The 13,728-nt window shown below is 69.8% G+C and carries 13 protein-coding genes and 1 pseudogene; 10 read left to right on the plus strand and 4 right to left on the minus strand.

What is annotated here, in order from left to right:
• Positions 1 to 499 (plus strand): PfkB family carbohydrate kinase (locus ABT070_RS39325; protein WP_351767731.1); only part of this gene is annotated, 499 nt, incomplete at its 5' end.
• Positions 500 to 643: 144 nt separating this feature from the next.
• Here ABT070_RS39325 and uvrA read toward each other — a convergent pair.
• Positions 644 to 3,724: an excinuclease ABC subunit UvrA gene (gene uvrA / locus ABT070_RS39330; protein ID WP_351767732.1), complete on the minus strand. Its 3,081-nt coding sequence runs from the start codon at positions 3,722 to 3,724 to the stop codon at positions 644 to 646.
• Positions 3,725 to 3,947: 223 nt separating this feature from the next.
• Here uvrA and ABT070_RS39335 point away from each other — a divergent pair, with 223 nt between their 5' ends.
• The 3 genes from ABT070_RS39335 to ABT070_RS39345 are packed head-to-tail and all read left to right on the plus strand — an operon-like array spanning position 3,948 to position 5,930.
• Positions 3,948 to 4,637, plus strand: a complete 690-nt coding sequence (locus ABT070_RS39335) for a maleylpyruvate isomerase family mycothiol-dependent enzyme (protein ID WP_351767733.1) — start codon at positions 3,948 to 3,950, stop codon at positions 4,635 to 4,637.
• A 9-nt stretch (positions 4,638 to 4,646) separates the two neighbouring features.
• Positions 4,647 to 5,297, plus strand: coding sequence for an MBL fold metallo-hydrolase (locus tag ABT070_RS39340; protein WP_351767734.1), 651 nt, complete (start codon positions 4,647 to 4,649; stop codon positions 5,295 to 5,297).
• 9 nt (positions 5,298 to 5,306) lie between these two features.
• Complete coding sequence (locus ABT070_RS39345; protein WP_351767735.1) at positions 5,307 to 5,930, plus strand: hypothetical protein; 624 nt, start codon at positions 5,307 to 5,309, stop codon at positions 5,928 to 5,930.
• Between the two features lie 73 nt (positions 5,931 to 6,003).
• On the opposite strand, the gene ABT070_RS39350 is transcribed toward ABT070_RS39345, so the two are convergent.
• Positions 6,004 to 6,318: a hypothetical protein gene (locus ABT070_RS39350; RefSeq protein ID WP_351767736.1), complete on the minus strand. Its 315-nt coding sequence runs from the start codon at positions 6,316 to 6,318 to the stop codon at positions 6,004 to 6,006.
• A gap of 290 nt (positions 6,319 to 6,608) precedes the next feature.
• Here ABT070_RS39350 and ABT070_RS39355 point away from each other — a divergent pair, with 290 nt between their 5' ends.
• The gene (locus tag ABT070_RS39355) at positions 6,609 to 7,409 is read left to right on the plus strand and encodes a hypothetical protein (protein WP_351767737.1); all 801 of its coding nucleotides are present in this window, start codon (positions 6,609 to 6,611) and stop codon (positions 7,407 to 7,409) included.
• 81 nt (positions 7,410 to 7,490) lie between these two features.
• Here ABT070_RS39355 and ABT070_RS39360 read toward each other — a convergent pair whose 3' ends face one another.
• Positions 7,491 to 8,993 carry a recombinase family protein gene (locus ABT070_RS39360; RefSeq protein WP_351767738.1) on the minus strand — a complete coding sequence of 501 codons (1,503 nt, stop codon included), beginning with the start codon at positions 8,991 to 8,993 and terminating at the stop codon, positions 7,491 to 7,493.
• A 36-nt stretch (positions 8,994 to 9,029) separates the two neighbouring features.
• Between ABT070_RS39360 and ABT070_RS39365 the strand changes: the two are divergent.
• From ABT070_RS39365 to ABT070_RS39380, 4 genes and pseudogenes are all read left to right on the plus strand, one after another.
• A pseudogene (locus ABT070_RS39365) lies at positions 9,030 to 9,209 on the plus strand (MBL fold metallo-hydrolase); the annotation flags it as partial.
• 297 nt (positions 9,210 to 9,506) lie between these two features.
• Entirely contained in the window at positions 9,507 to 10,391 is an 885-nt protein-coding gene (locus ABT070_RS39370) for an ABC transporter substrate-binding protein (protein WP_351767739.1), read from the plus strand.
• Positions 10,388 to 11,320 (plus strand): amino acid ABC transporter permease, encoded by a 933-nt coding sequence (locus ABT070_RS39375; RefSeq protein ID WP_351767740.1) that lies wholly within the window; start codon positions 10,388 to 10,390, stop codon positions 11,318 to 11,320. The genes ABT070_RS39370 and ABT070_RS39375 overlap by 4 nt, the downstream gene beginning before the upstream one ends.
• Complete coding sequence (locus ABT070_RS39380) at positions 11,317 to 12,069, plus strand: amino acid ABC transporter ATP-binding protein (RefSeq protein WP_351767741.1); 753 nt, start codon at positions 11,317 to 11,319, stop codon at positions 12,067 to 12,069. Before ABT070_RS39375 ends, ABT070_RS39380 begins: the two co-directional genes overlap by 4 nt.
• 37 nt (positions 12,070 to 12,106) lie before the next feature.
• Here the strand turns inward: ABT070_RS39380 and aroQ are convergent, their stop codons facing one another.
• On the minus strand, positions 12,107 to 12,580 hold the full coding sequence (gene aroQ / locus ABT070_RS39385) for a type II 3-dehydroquinate dehydratase (RefSeq protein WP_351767742.1): 474 nt from the start codon (positions 12,578 to 12,580) through the stop codon (positions 12,107 to 12,109).
• A 98-nt stretch (positions 12,581 to 12,678) separates the two neighbouring features.
• Here aroQ and ABT070_RS39390 point away from each other — a divergent pair, with 98 nt between their 5' ends.
• Complete coding sequence (locus tag ABT070_RS39390; RefSeq protein ID WP_351767743.1) at positions 12,679 to 13,725, plus strand: S66 family peptidase; 1,047 nt, start codon at positions 12,679 to 12,681, stop codon at positions 13,723 to 13,725.
• The last annotated feature ends 3 nt before the right edge of the window (positions 13,726 to 13,728 follow it).

A 13,728-nucleotide genomic window follows, 5' to 3' on the forward strand; every position in this document is an offset into this window, starting at 1 on the left:
GACCGCCGCCTCACAAGGCCTGTTCACGGCACTCGACCCCAACATCCGGGCCGCGCTGATCCCCGACGCCGACGCCTACCGGGCCCGCTTCAAGAGCTGGCTGCCCTCGGTGTCCCTGCTCAAGCTCTCCGAGGAGGACGCCCGCTGGCTCGGCGGCACCCCGCACGAATGGCTGTCCGCCGGCCCCTCGGCGGTCGTGATCACCCAGGGCAGCGACGGACTGACCGCCTTCACCCAGGGCGGAGCCGTCCACTCGGTGCCGGGCGAACAGGTGGACGTCGTGGACACCATCGGCGCCGGGGACACCGTGAACGCAGCCCTGCTCCACGGCCTCTCCACCCGGAACGCCCTCACCCCGACAGGCCTCACCGACCTGGGCGCCGACGACTGGCAGCAACTGCTGCGCTACGCCGCCCGCGCGGCCGCACTCACCTGCTCCCGGGCCGGCGCACAGCCGCCCTACGCCTCCGAACTGGGCGGCTTCCCGGACCTGCGTTAGGGACTGCCGGGACGGCCGACGGAACGGCCGACGGAACGGCGAACGGCGCCCCGCGGGGAGTTCCCGCAGGGCGCCGTACTTCTCACGCGGTTCGCCGGGCCTCGCGGCCCGGGTCGTCCGGCGGACCTCGCCGCTCTTGTCCCGTCAGGCCTTGCGGGCCCGCGTGGCCTTCTTCGCCGGGGTCGCCTTCGTCGTCGCCCCGGCGGCCTTCTCGGCCGCCGTGTTGTTCGCGGCGGTCGTCCTGGCCGTCGTCGTCTTGGCCGTGGTCGTCCTGGCCGTCGTCGTCTTGGCGGTCGCGGTCTTGCGCGCCGTCGTCTTCGCCGCGACCGTCTTCTTCGCCGCCGCCTTGCGCGGGGCCTTCACCGGAGCCGCGTCGCTGACCCGGTCGGCGCCGAGAACCTCCCGCAGGAACTTGCCGGTGTGGCTGGTCGACACGCCCGCGATCTCCTCCGGCGTGCCCTCGGCGATGACGAGGCCACCGCCGGCTCCGCCCTCGGGACCCATGTCGACGACCCAGTCGGCGGTCTTGATCACGTCGAGGTTGTGCTCGATGACGATGACCGTGTTGCCCTTGTCGACCAGGCCGGCCAGCACCGTCAGGAGCTTGCTGATGTCCTCGAAGTGCAGACCCGTGGTCGGCTCGTCCAGGACGTAGACCGTACGGCCGGTGGAGCGCTTCTGAAGCTCGCTGGCGAGCTTCACCCGCTGGGCCTCGCCGCCGGACAGGGTGGTCGCGGCCTGCCCGAGCCGGACGTAGCCGAGGCCGACGTCCTTGAGGGTGTTGAGGTGGCGGGCGATCGCGGGGACGGCCTCGAAGAACTCCGTCGCCTCCTCGATCGGCATGTTCAGGACGTCGGCGATGGACTTGCCCTTGTAGTGGACCTCCAGGGTCTCCCGGTTGTAACGGGCGCCGTGGCAGACCTCGCACGGGACGTAGACGTCCGGGAGGAAGTTCATCTCGATCTTGATCGTGCCGTCGCCCGCGCAGTTCTCGCAGCGGCCGCCCTTGACGTTGAAGGAGAAGCGGCCCGGCAGATAGCCGCGGACCTTCGCCTCGGTGGTCTCCGCGAACAGCTTGCGGACGTGGTCGAAGACACCGGTGTACGTGGCCGGGTTGGACCGCGGGGTGCGGCCGATGGGCGACTGGTCGACGTGCACGACCTTGTCGACGAGGTCGTCACCGTCGACGCGCGTGTGCCGCCCCGGCACGCTCCTCGCGCCGTTCAGTTCGCGGGCCAGGTGCGTGTACAGGATGTCGTTGACCAGCGTCGACTTGCCGGAGCCGGAGACGCCGGTGACCGCGGTGAACAAGCCCAGCGGGAAGGAGACGTCGATGTCCTGCAGGTTGTTCTCGCGGGCGCCGTGGACGGTGAGCCGGCGGGACGGGTCCTGCGGGCGCCGGATGTCGGGCAGCGGGATCGCCTTCTTGCCGGACAGGTACTGCCCGGTCATCGACTCGCTGTTGGCGAGCAGTTCCTTCAGGCCGCCGCTGTGCACGACCTTGCCGCCGTGCTCGCCGGCGCCGGGACCGATGTCGACGATCCAGTCGGCGACCTTGATGGTGTCCTCGTCGTGCTCGACGACGATCAGCGTGTTGCCCATGTCCCGCAGCCGGACCAGGGTCTCGATCAGCCGGTGGTTGTCGCGCTGGTGCAGGCCGATGGACGGCTCGTCGAGGACGTACAGGACGCCGACGAGGCCGGAGCCGATCTGGGTGGCCAGGCGGATGCGCTGGGCCTCGCCGCCGGAGAGCGTGCCGGCCGCGCGGTTGAGCGAGAGGTAGTCCAGCCCGACGTCGACGAGGAACCGCAGTCGCTCGTTGACCTCCTTCAGGACGCGCTCGGCGATCTTCTTGTCACGGGCGTCGAGCTTGAGCTCGCCCAGGAAGTCCGCGCAGTCGCTGATGGACATCCCGGAGACCTCGGCGATGGACTTCCCCATGACCGTGACCGCGAGGACGAGCGGCTTGAGGCGCGTGCCCTCACAGGTGGGGCAGGGCACCTCGCGCATATAGCCCTCGAAGCGCTCGCGGCTGGCGTCGCTCTCGGCCTCGCCGTGCCGGCGCTTCACGAACGGAAGGGCGCCCTCGAAGGGGGTCGTGTAGACGCGCTCGCGCCCGTACCTGTTGCGGTAGCGGACCTCGATCTGCGTCTTGTGACCGTGCAGCAGGGCCTTCCTGGCTCGCACCGGCAGCCCCGCGAAGGGGATGTCCGTACGGAAGCCGAGGGCGTCCGCGAGGGCGCCGATCAGCCGGCCGAAGTAGTCCTTGGTGTGGCCGTGCGACCAGGGGTGGATGGCGCCCTCGTCGAGGGACTTGTCCTCGTCCGGGACGATCAGCTCGGGGTCGACCTCCATGCGCGTGCCGATGCCGGAGCACTCGGGGCAGGCGCCGAAGGGCGAGTTGAAGGAGAAGGAGCGGGGCTCCAGCTCCTCGAAGGACAGGTCGTCGTACGGGCAGTACAGGTGCTCCGAGTACATGCGCTCGCGCTCGGGGTCGTCCTCGGGGAGGTCGACGAAGTCGAGCACGACCATGCCGCCGGCGAGGCCGAGGGCGGTCTCCACCGAGTCGGTGAGCCGGCGCTTGGCGGAGTCCTTCACCGTGAGGCGGTCGATGACCACCTCGATGGTGTGCTTCTCCTGCTTCTTCAGCGTGGGCGGGCTGGACAGCTGGATCGTCTCGCCGTCGACCCGCGCGCGGGAGTAGCCCTTGGTCTGGAGGTCGGCGAACAGGTCGACGAACTCTCCCTTGCGCTCGCGCACCAGTGGCGACAGCACCTGGAAGCGGCTTCCCTCGGGCAGCTCCAGGACCCGGTCGACGATGGCCTGCGGCGACTGGCGCGTGATCGGCCGGGAGCACTCGGGGCAGTGCGGCTTGCCGATGCGCGCGAAGAGCAGGCGCAGGTAGTCGTAGACCTCGGTGATGGTGCCGACCGTGGAGCGCGGGTTGCGCGAGGTCGACTTCTGGTCGATGGAGACGGCCGGGGAGAGGCCCTCGATGAAGTCGACGTCCGGCTTGTCCATCTGGCCGAGGAACTGGCGGGCGTACGAGGAGAGGGACTCGACGTAGCGCCGCTGGCCCTCGGCGAAGATGGTGTCGAAGGCCAGCGAGGACTTGCCCGACCCCGACAGGCCCGTGAAGACGATGAGCGAGTCGCGAGGCAGGTCGAGCGAGACATTCTTGAGGTTGTGCTCGCGCGCGCCACGGACGATGAGACGGTCGGCCACGCCGGTCCGCACCTTTCTTGAGAGAAGTGACAGGGGCGGGGCCCCCGTCTTCTTCAGACTAGGGCGAGCCACTGACAACGCCGGTCGGGATTCACCGGTTCACAACAATCCCCGGCCTTCCAGCATGCCCGACGCCGTCACCGACCTTATAGCACGCGCATTCGATTTGCGGGCTTGCTCGACCACCTTCACCCGAAGGGATGGCGCGGCTAGGGTCAGCACCATGATTGATCACGCTCATGACCTGGAGTCTGTACGTGACGCGACCGAGCGGCTCCTCACCGCAGTCGCCAAACTGGACAACGCGTCGGCGGCCGAGCCGTCACGCCTGCCCGGCTGGAGCCGCGGACATGTCCTGTCCCACATCGCCCGCAACGCGGACGCCCTCGTGAACGTCCTCGAGGGCCGTCCGATGTACCCCGATGCGCAGGCCCGCGACGCCGACATCGAGCGGGACGCCCCGCGCCCCCTGGACGTCCAGCTCGCGGACGTACGGGAGAGCGCGGCCCGCTTCCAGGCGACGGGGGCCGCGCCCGCGGACTGGTCGCGCACGGTGGCACTGCGCAACGGGGTCGTCGACGCGGCGGCCCGCGTGCCGTTCCGGCGGTGGGTGGAGGTGGAGCTGCACGCGGTGGACCTCGGCATCGGCTACGAGCTGGAGGATCTGCCGCGGGAGTTCGTCGTCCGGGAGATCGACTTCCTCGCGGAACGCTTCGCCGGGCACCGGGCCGTGCCGTCGACGGACCTGAGGAGCGACGACGGCGGGGCCTGGACCACGGGCGGCGGCGCTCCCGGCGGCCCCGTCGGCGTCAGGGGCCCGGCCCCGGAGCTCCTGGGCTGGCTCGCCGGGCGCCGCGACGGCTCGGGGCTGACGACGGACGGCGGGCCGCTGCCGGTCCTTCCGCCGCTATAGGCTGCCGCCATGACGTACAGCGGAGAGGTGACGGTCGGCGGACCGGCGGACGTGCACGAGCTCAAGGACCTGATGATCACCAAGATCGCGGTCGGCCCGATGAACAACAACGCCTATCTGCTGCGCTGCCGGGCCACGGACGAGCAGTTGCTGATCGACGCGGCCAACGACGCGCACGCGCTGCTCGGCACGATCGGTGACGACGGCATCGCGTCCGTCGTCACCACCCATCAGCACGGCGACCACTGGCAGGCGCTCGCGGAGGTCGTGGCGGCCACGCACGCGCGTACCTACGCCGGCCGGGAGGACGCCGAGGGCATCCCCGTGGCGACCGACGTCCCGGTCGACGACGGCGACGTCATCAGGGTGGGGCACGTGGAGCTCACCGCGCGCCATCTGGTCGGGCACACGCCCGGCTCGATCGCCCTGGTCTACGACGACCCGCACGGCCACCCCCACGTGTTCACCGGCGACTGTCTCTTCCCCGGCGGGCCTGGACGGACAACACGGCCCGAGGACTTCCAGAGCCTGATGAGCGGGCTCGAGGAGAAGGTGTTCAGCCTGCCAGATGAGACCTGGATCTACCCCGGGCACGGCAACGACAGCACCCTCGGGGCGGAGCGCCCGCACATTCAGGAGTGGCGGGCTCGGGGCTGGTAGCCGCAGGCAATGAGAACTCAGATCATCACGGCAGTGGTAGGCGTCGTTGGCACTGGCCTCGGCGCCTCCCTGGCGCTAATAGGTACGACCTGGCAAGCGCGAATAGCTGCAGGCAGCAAGCGCCAGGAGCTGGATCAGTCGAAGGAACAGGCTCGCACGCAGCTGTACGTCGATCACGTGGGCAGGCGTCTGGAGAACCGTCGGGCGACATACATCGCCTTCATGCAGGCGGTGTCGACACTGGTCCAGGCCACGCGAGACGACAGAATTGACGGTGCTCGGTTGACCGGCCAAATCGTCCAGCACCTCGCGGAGATGGCCGAAGCCGCTGGCGACATCGATACGGCCCGCAACACGGTGATGATCGACGGGCCGCAGGCAGTCGCTGGCCAGGCCGCGGAGCTATGCCGCATCCCGTACAGACTTGCGAGCGCCGTGTCGGCGATCTACGACGAGTCCTTGGATGACGACGGCAGGCAGCAGGCGCTGCAGGCGGCCGTCGACATTCGTGTCAATCTCGTCCGGGAGCTGACGCGGTTCTCCGTGATGGCGTCTGCGGCATTGAATCTGGACGGGGTCGGCAATCACCTCGACAGCTTTCAGACGCCCGGCGCTGCGCCCTCCGCTACATAGGCCATGTCGAACGCGTAGACCCCGAGCGGTACATACTCGGATCTGTTCGAGGGCGACCTCGCGCCGGGCGGCGTCACGCGACACTGTACGACCTCGGTCGTCCGCCGCCTGTCTCAGTCATGTCGGCGGCTCTGTCGAGCATCTGCTGGACCCTCTTGCGACTCAGGGAGACGAAGAGGAGGGCGTAGACGGCCAGGGTGTGGATGCGGTCGCGGACATCCATCGACCCGCCATCGATCAGCACTCGCATCGTCAGCTCGCCCCAGGCCAGTTGGCGGGCGGTCGTGGTGACGGCGAACTCATGCGCCGCCAGCGCGAAGCGGACCAGGGCGTCGACTTCCCGCGCGAAGGACGCCAGAACGTACAGGCGGCTGGTGTCCCGGAGCATCTGAAGGGTGTCGTTGTAGAAGTTCGCGGCTGGAGCCCGACACGCACAGCAACGTGGGCCGCCTGACGCCGTCCTGACAAGTGACGTCCTGGTCCCGGCCGCCGACTACATGATCTGACACTGTTGGCGAATCCTGGGACTGAACGCGATATCGGCTTTCACGACCCCGCTGTGATCGTGAAAGCCAACGTTGCGTTTTAGGACGGGTGTCGGTTTCTCGGCGGGGGCCTCTTCCTCTGAACTCCCTCAAGTAGCCTATGAGTTGACGCCCCGGTGACGACCATGCCGATATGACGAATCCTGAGTGGTTTCCCCTGGCCACAGCGGCCGCCACGGCGCTGGCCGCCTTAGTCGCGGCCGTGGTCGCCCTCCGATCGGCAGATCTGTCCTCGCGTACGACGTTTCAGTCGTCATACACCAAGGACCGGTTGGACGTGGTGGGCCGGTTTCTGGACTCCGTGGATGCGGTGCTGGACGATCCCACGCCGGACACGCGCGCCAGGGTGAAGTCGGAGTTCCTACGGGTACGGGTCGTGTTCCACCCCGGGGGCCCGCCGGTCCACATCGCGAAGCAGATCACTGCCGCGGTCGAGAACCTCGCGGGGAAAGACGAGCTCAATCCGTCCGAGGAGGAGCGGATGCTTCACAAGCTGCGCGATGACGTGCAGCGCGAAACGGCGATGATCGAAGAGCGCGGTGACGATGCCGAGCCGGCGCTGGGGTGGGTACTGGAGGAGGTGATGAAGCTCCGGGCTGAGGACGACCAGGCGGTGAAGGACGGAAGGCCAGAGTCGGACAGGGAACAGGAACTGCACATGATCGAGAGCGATCTGGTAGGGCTGGGAAAGCCCGGCTGGCTCCAAGTGGGAGTGGTATTGGGGTCGGCGCAGCGCCGGGAGATGCTCGGGAAGCTGAGGCAGCGCGATCAAGAGGCGCGCCACGCCATGGACGCAGGCCGTGAGGAGTTCGTGACGGCTGCGGGGGATTGGCTGGCCGGTCCTCCCGCCCTGGACGGCCCTCGAGGCACTGTTCGCGTCCTGCCCGGCACAAGGTGGTACTGCCGCCTGCGACTGCTACGCAGCCGTTCTTGAGTACCTGGCACCCTGAGCCCCCTGCCGGATTCGCCGCCAGTGTCGCAAATGATCCTGCCGGGCCCTTACGGCATCCGCGTCTCAGTCGCTCGTCCGCGCCCAGTGGAGCTCAATGGTGGTCTGGTCGAACCCAGGGCCGCGCCGCGCTACCGGATGCACCCTCAACCGCAGGCCCAGGCCGTCCAGGACGCGCCGCTGCTGCGGCACCGCGAGCGCTTCCCACGTCTCCCCCGAACGCGGCCCCACGAGGCCGTCGAAAGCGTTGAGGTCGAAGGCCGGCCGCAACCGGCGCGCCTCGTTCTGCGCGTCTGTGATCTGCTTCGCCAGCTTCGCAGTGATGCGCCGCAACTGTTCACGGGTGATGATCCCGTCCGCGTAGTCGTCCGCCGCCGCCTCCTGGCGCGCCTTCAGCCCCTCCGCCCGTTCCAGGGCCGCCAGGGCCGCCGAGTCGTCCCCGCGGAACACCTCGGTCGCCTGCCGCGACAGCACACCCACAACCACCCGCCCCACGTACTGGTCGAGCGCTTCCTCATTCCGGCCGACGCAGCCTCCCGCGTCGCAGACGTACGTCGGCTGCTTCCTGCCCCGCTTCGCGTTCCCCTTCAGCGCAACCCGGAACACCGAGCCGCACGGCCCACACGTGGCGACCTCCCCCCACGTCAGCAGGTGCTTCCGCGCCCCCGGCAGCTCCCGCACCACGGCCCGCTCAGCGAACAGGTTCCGCAGCTGCGCGTACTGCTCGTCCGTGACGAGCGCCGGCCATGCCGCCTTGTACTCCGCACCCTGGTGCATGCGAAGCCCCACGTTCGCCGGTCGCAGCGCGAGCTTCTTCACGCTGGTCTTGTTCCACAGCGACCCGTCCGCGTTCTGCCCGACAGCTCGCCGCTTCAGCTGCATCCCGGCACCGGGCGACGGCACACCACGCTCGTTCAGGTCAGCCGTGATGCCGATGAGACTGCCGCCAGCCAGCAGGCGGGTGACGATCTCCCGGACAATCTCGGTCTGTACCGGGTCCTCGACGTCATGGAATCCGCTCACCTGGCCTCGCGCGTCGTACTCGTACTGACGCCGCCACCCGTACGCCACGGCGCCGTTCGCCCGGCCCTCCTGGGCGCGCTCCAGGGCGGCCCGAGCCACCCGCTCACTCTTCACCTCGGACTCGGCGGTATCGGACTCGCCGAGGTTGGCGAGCTGCGACCGGTCCGATGCCTTCGCCATGTTGAACAGGCCGCCCGACTCGAACGCGACCCAGCACCCCGCGTGCCGCAAGTCCTCGATAGCCTGCGCGCGCTCAACACGGCGCCGCCACACGCGCGATGGGTGGTAGCCCGCGACGATGACCCGGACACCGGGTTCGCGGGCGGCGGCCTCGATGGCGTCGGCCATCAGCCGGTCGTACTCGGGGCGTTCCTCGCCCGAGTGGGCGGAGACGTCGTTCTCGATGTACTCGCCGCCGACCTCCCAGCCGTTCTCCTCGGAGAACGTGCGCAGGTCGCTCATCTGCCGATTGACGCCCCGTCGGCGGTCGCGGGGGTCCTCGGAGATCCGCGCGTACAAGAAGACGAGGGTACGGCGCGGAAGCATCTTAGTGTTCACTACAGAGAACCCTAAGAGCTTTCCGGCGGCGTGGGCAACACCCGCAAGGACCCGAAGGCGTTCGCCAGTCTGATCCACGACGTCGAGACGAAGACCTTCGGCGTGCTGCCGGACGAGACCTGGGTCTACCCGGGCCACGGCGACGACACCACGCTGGGCGCGGAGCGGCCGCACCTTCCGGAGTGGCACGCGCGCGGGTGGTGAGTTCTCATCGCAGGGGGCGTGCGTTGCCGAACGCGCGCCCCGTGTGATTCGTGCGCCCGCGCCGGTCCCCCGCACGCGCTCCCCGCACCCGTGGTCGCGCGGTCGACTGGTGGCAGTTCCGCGCGGGATGACGGCTCCGGCGCGGATCGGGCCGCCGGTCTACGATCCCCGCCCTCGGCCGGCGGCCCAGCCGGGTTTGCCGAGCCTGTTCACAAGAACGCAACACCCGTTCCCAGTATGCGGACAGGTGCGGATGTGACCTCGACAAACAGGGGTTTTCGCTGCCACTCTCCCGCCATGCACCTCGCCCCCCGTGTACTGCGCCGCGCCGTCGCCGGCGCCACCGTGGCCCTCCTCGCGACCGCCGTCGGCTGTGCCCCGCAGCCGGAGGAGAAGGCGGCCTCGACGCCTTCGGGTTCGAGCGCGAACACCTGCGCCAAGGGCGAGCTGGCCACCGAGACCTCCGGCAAGCTGACGATCGCGACCGACCAGCCCGCGTACGAGCCGTGGTTCAAGGACGACAAGCCGGCCAACGGCGAGGGCTTCGAGTCGGCGGTGGCGTACGCCGTGGCACAGCAACTCGGTTACGACAAGAGCGCCGTGGTCTGGCAGAGCGTGCCGTTCAACAAGGCCTTCGCCCCGGGCGCGAAGACCTTCGACTTCGACATCAACCAGGTGTCGATCAGCGACGAGCGCAAGAAGGCCGTGGACTTCTCCTCCGGCTACTACGACGTGCGCCAGGCCGTCATCGCCCTGAAGGGCACCAAGGCCGCCGAAGCGACCGGCATCGCGGACCTCAAGGGCCTCAAGCTGGGCGCCCAGGTCGGCACGACCAGCCTCGACTACATCGACGACGTGGTGAAGCCGAGCCGGGACGCGGCCGTCTACGCCAAGAACGACCAGGCCAAGTCGGCGCTGAAGAACGGTCAGGTCGACGCCATCGTCACCGATCTGCCGACCGCCTTCTACATCACGTCCGCCGAGGTCACGGACGCCGAGATCGTCGGCCAGTTCGAGAACCAGGGCGGCACTCCCGAGCAGTTCGGGCTCGTGCTCGACAAGGGCAGCGCGCTCACCTCCTGCGTGACCGGCGCCGTGGACGCGCTCCGCGAGGACGGCACCCTGGCGAAGATCGAACAGCAGTGGCTCTCCGACGCCGTCGACGCCCCGGTGCTCAAGTGACGGTCACGAAGGACGAGTCCGGCCGGGAAGGCGCGGACGACGAGGACGACATGTCCGGGGGCGACAAGGGCGCCCCCGACGACGGATACGTCCCCTCGCGGCGGCGGCTGGAGCGCGAGCGCTACCGGCGCACGCGTGCCCGCCGCGCCACCGCGATCGCCGCGGTGTCGACCCTGGTCACGGGCGCCGTCCTGTACCTGGTGGTCGTCGGCGCGCCCGGCTGGCCGCGCGCCAAGGAGACCTTTTTCGACGGGCAGTTCGCGCGCGAGGCGTTCCCCAAGGTCCTCGAAGGGCTCTGGCTGAACGTCAGACTGCTGCTGATCTGCGGCGCCGCCGTGCTGGTCCTCGGCATGCTCATCGCCGTGGCCCGCACCCTGCGCGGGCCCGTGTTCTTCCCGCTGCGGGCGCTGGCGGCGGCGTACACGGACTTCTTCCGCGGGCTGCCGCTGATCATCAACCTGATGATCGTGGTGCTGGGCGTCCCGGCGCTGCGGCTCCAGGGCGTGACCGTCGACCCCGTCCTGCTGGGCGGTACGGCGCTGACGCTGACGTACTCGGCGTACGTCGCCGAGGTGTTCCGCGCGGGCATCGAGTCCGTGCACCCCTCCCAGCGTGCCGCGGCCCGCTCGCTGGGCCTGAACAACCGCCAGGCGCTGCGTTTCGTGGTGCTCCCCCAGGCCGTGCGCCGCCAGGTGCCGCCCCTGCTGAACGACCTGGTGTCGCTCCAGAAGGACACCGGTCTCGTCTCGATCGGCGGCGCGATCGACGCCGTCCGCGCGGCGGACATCATCGTGGGCCGCAGCCTCAACTACACGCCGTACATCGTCGCGGGACTGGTCTTCGTGGCCCTGACCATCCCGATGACCCGCTTCACGGACTGGGTGACGGCCCGGATGGACCGTCAGCGGGCCCAGGGAGGAACGACATGAGCGACGCTCCGGTGCTGCGGATGGAGTCCGTCCGCAAGACCTTCGGCGGGTCCGTCGTCCTGCGGGACGTCGATCTGGAGGTCGCCCCGCACACGGTGACGGCGCTGATCGGTGCCTCCGGCTCCGGCAAGTCCACGCTGCTGCGCTGCGCCAACCTGCTGGAGGACATCGACGACGGCGCGATCTGGCTGGACGGCGAGGAGATCACCGACCCGCGCGCCGACCAGGACGCGGTGCGGCGCCGGATCGGCGTGGTCTTCCAGGCGTACAACCTGTTCCCGCACATGACGGTGCTGGAGAACATCACGCTTGCCCCGCGCCGGGTGCACGGCGTCGCCCGCGCGCAGGCCGAGACGCACGCCAGGGAGCTCCTGGAGCGGCTCGGGCTGGCCGGCAAGGCCGACGAGTATCCCGACCGGCTCAGCGGCGGCCAGCAGCAGCGTGTCGCGATCGTGCGCGCGCTGGCCGTGCGTCCCCGGCTGCTGCTGCTCGACGAGATCACGGCGGCCCTCGACCCGGAGCTGGTGGGCGAGGTCCTGAACGTCGTCCGCGATCTGAAGGCCGACGGCATGACCATGGTGCTCGCCACCCATGAGATGGGCTTCGCGCGCGAGGTCGCCGACCAGGTCTGTTTTCTGGACGGAGGCGTCGTGCTGGAGCGGGGCGGCGCCGAGCAGCTCTTCGGCGACCCGCGGCAGGAGCGCACCCGGCGCTTCCTGCGGCGGATCGTGGAGGCCGGCCGCCTCTAGGGCGTGCGGTAAGGGGCTCCGGTCCGGAGGGCGATGCTTACGTGTCCGCCTTGCCCGCCCCCGCCAGTGCGGCGACGCGCTCCACGCCGAACACGTATCCCTGCACGCCGCAGCCCGCGATGACGCCGTCGGCGCGCAGCGAGACGTACGAGTGGTGCCGGAAGGACTCGCGCCGGTGGATGTTGGAGATGTGGACCTCCAGCACCGGCAGGCCGTCACAGGTGTTGAGGGCGTCCAGGATCGCGACCGACGTGTGCGAGTAGGCGCCCGGGTTGATCACGATGCCGCAGTGGTTCAGCCGCGCCTCGTGGATCCAGTCGACCAGGTGACCCTCGTGGTTGGACTGCCGGAAGTCCACGGTGCCGCCGTGCGCGGCCGCCGCCCCGACGCACAGCGCCTCGACGTCGGCGAGCGTGTCGGAACCGTAGATCTCCGGCTGGCGCTGGCCCAGGAGGTTCAGGTTGGGACCGTTCAGGATCATGATCGGGGCGTTGGCCAGGCTGCGGGGCACGGTTCCTCCGGTCCGTTCGTGGACGGCCCGTCGGGGACCGCCGCTCGGACCGGTTTATCACGGTGAAAGCGCAGGACAGCAGGCCGTACCCTGCCGGCATGACGACGCCCTCGTATCCCCCGAAGCCCGCGCCCGGCGACCGCATAGCCGTCGTCTCGCCCTCCGCGGGCCTGCCCGGGGTCTTCCCGCGCCCCTACGAGCTGGGGCTGGAGCGGCTGCGCGAGGAGTTCGGTCTGGAGATCGTCGAGTACCCGACGACGCGCAGGACGGGGGCGACCGCGCGGGAGCGTGCCGACGACCTCCACGCCGCGTTCGCCGACCCGAGCGTGCGGGCGGTCATCGCGTCGATCGGCGGCGAGGACCAGATCACCGCACTGCCGCTGCTGGACCGGGAGGTGCTGCGCGCCGACCCGAAGCCGTTCTTCGGGTGGAGCGACAGCACCAACCTGCTGGCGTTCCTGTACAACTGCGGTGTCGTCGGCTACCACGGCGCGAGCGTGATGTGCGAGCTGGGACGCCCCGGAGCCATGCACCCGCAGACCGCCGACTCGCTGCGCGCCGCGCTGTTCACCGCGGGCCCCTACGAGCTGCGGCCCGCCGAGCGCTGGAACGACGTCGACCGCGACTGGGCCGACCCGGCGACCTTCGAGTCGGAGCCCGGCACCCGGCCCGGCGCCGGCTGGAGCTGGCTCAACGCCGACCGCGTGGTGGAGGGCCGCAGTTGGGGCGGCAACCTGGAGATCCTCTCCTGGCTGCTGATGGCCGACCGCGAGATCGCACACGACCCGGCGGCGTACGAGGGCGGGGTGCTGATCCTGGAGACGTCGGAGGAACTGCCGAGCGCCACGGAGGTCTTCCGGATCCTGCGCGGCATGGGCGAGCGCGGTCTGCTGCGGCGCTTCCCCGCGCTGCTGATGGCCAGGGCCAAGAGCTGGTCCTTCGAGCACCCCAACAGTCCGCAGGAGGCGGCCCGTTACGCTGCCGAGCAGCGCGCGGCGGTGGAGCGCGCGCTGCGGACGTACGCGCCGGACACCCTGGCCGTCTTCGACGTGGACTTCGGCCACACCGACCCGCAGCTCGTCCTCCCCTACGGCGGCACGATCCGCGTCGACGGTCCCGCACGGCGCATCACCGTGACCTACTGAGCC

It is taken from the genome of Streptomyces sp. NPDC002884 (assembly GCF_040295245.1).
Taxonomy (GTDB): domain Bacteria; phylum Actinomycetota; class Actinomycetes; order Streptomycetales; family Streptomycetaceae; genus Streptomyces.

What these genes read in the sequence shown, in the direction of transcription:
- ABT070_RS39340 (WP_351767734.1), top strand. Translation starts at nt 4,647, where the DNA reads ATGACGTACAGCGGAGAGGTGACGGTCGGCGGACCGGCGGACGTGCAC.
- ABT070_RS39350 (WP_351767736.1), bottom strand. Translation starts at nt 6,318, where the DNA reads ATGCTCCGGGACACCAGCCGCCTGTACGTTCTGGCGTCCTTCGCGCGG.
- ABT070_RS39345 (WP_351767735.1), top strand. Translation starts at nt 5,307, where the DNA reads ATGAGAACTCAGATCATCACGGCAGTGGTAGGCGTCGTTGGCACTGGC.
- ABT070_RS39360 (WP_351767738.1), bottom strand. Translation starts at nt 8,993, where the DNA reads ATGCTTCCGCGCCGTACCCTCGTCTTCTTGTACGCGCGGATCTCCGAG.
- ABT070_RS39355 (WP_351767737.1), top strand. Translation starts at nt 6,609, where the DNA reads ATGACGAATCCTGAGTGGTTTCCCCTGGCCACAGCGGCCGCCACGGCG.
- ABT070_RS39390 (WP_351767743.1), top strand. Translation starts at nt 12,679, where the DNA reads ATGACGACGCCCTCGTATCCCCCGAAGCCCGCGCCCGGCGACCGCATA.
- ABT070_RS39335 (WP_351767733.1), top strand. Translation starts at nt 3,948, where the DNA reads ATGATTGATCACGCTCATGACCTGGAGTCTGTACGTGACGCGACCGAG.
- ABT070_RS39370 (WP_351767739.1), top strand. Translation starts at nt 9,507, where the DNA reads ATGCACCTCGCCCCCCGTGTACTGCGCCGCGCCGTCGCCGGCGCCACC.
- ABT070_RS39380 (WP_351767741.1), top strand. Translation starts at nt 11,317, where the DNA reads ATGAGCGACGCTCCGGTGCTGCGGATGGAGTCCGTCCGCAAGACCTTC.